This is a genomic window from Frankia sp. AiPs1, assembly GCF_023716945.1.
GTDB lineage: Bacteria > Actinomycetota > Actinomycetes > Frankiales > Frankiaceae > Frankia.
On the sequence record NZ_JAMQQF010001045.1, the window covers coordinates 1 to 983 of the forward strand.

1 protein-coding gene is annotated in these 983 nt (G+C 74.3%); it reads left to right on the plus strand.

Going from position 1 to position 983, the window contains the following annotated elements; translation table 11 throughout:
• Nucleotides 1–47: 47 nt before the first annotated feature.
• A partial coding sequence (locus tag ND748_RS34380; RefSeq protein WP_285903018.1) for an NAD-binding protein occupies nucleotides 48–983 on the plus strand: 936 nt, incomplete at its 3' end.

Below are 983 nucleotides of genomic sequence, written 5' to 3' on the forward strand. Positions count from 1 at the left end.
ACGTCCATCAGGACGACGTCCGGGCGGGCCGGGGCGGGCGCGCGGGCCTGGGGAATCGGCTGGAACGCTGGGCGGCCCGGCCGCTGCTCGTCGCCGGCCGGCTGGCCCGCTGGTTGCGCCGCCACCTGCTGGGGACGTTCGCCGTTCTCGGGGTCATCGCGTTCAGCCTCGGGCTGATCGGGATGTACCGGCTGTTCCGCGGCGATCCGGCGAAGTTCAGTTGGCCCAACATCGTCTTCTTCGCGGCGACGCTCTTCCTCGCCGATGGGACGGTCTTCCAGGACGGCGGGAAGTTCCCGCTGACGCTGGAGATCGCCCGTTTCCTCGCGCCGGTGGCAACGGCCGTCGGGGTCGCCGACGGGGTGAGCACGATCTTCGCCCAGCGCTTCGAACGGTTCCGGGCCCGCCACGCCCGCCATCACGTCATCGTGTGCGGCACCGGCCCCACGGCGTCGGCGCTCGTCGACAAGCTCTCCCGGTCCAAACGGGTGGTGCTGGTCGCCGAGGACGCGGAGCGGGAGTATCCGGACGCCGAGCTGCCGCCCGGCCTGCTGCGCGTCGTCGGTGACCCGGTGGAGCCGCTGGTGCTGGCGAAGGCCGGCGTCGCCCGTGCGGACGTGGTCTACGGCTGCCTGCCGGACACCTCGTCGAACCTGGCCATCGCGCTGGCCGCCCGGCGCCTGGCCGCCGATCGGGCGGAGCAGCCACTGCGCTGCCTGGCCCAGGTGGGCGACCTCTCCCTGATTCCGCACCTGCGCGCCCGGCGGATCGGGCTGACCGACGACAGCGGGTTCCGGCTGGACTTCTTCGCCGTCGAGGTGCTGGGCGCGCACGCGTTGCTCAACCGGTACCCGCCGAGCTGGGCCGTCCCGGAGCCCGGCGCGGCACCGACCGTCGCGCCGGCGCCCCTGGTCGTGCTCGGGCTGTCCGGCCTCGGCCGCGCCGTGGTTATGGAGCTGGCCCGCGGCTGGGGGGCCCTGGCC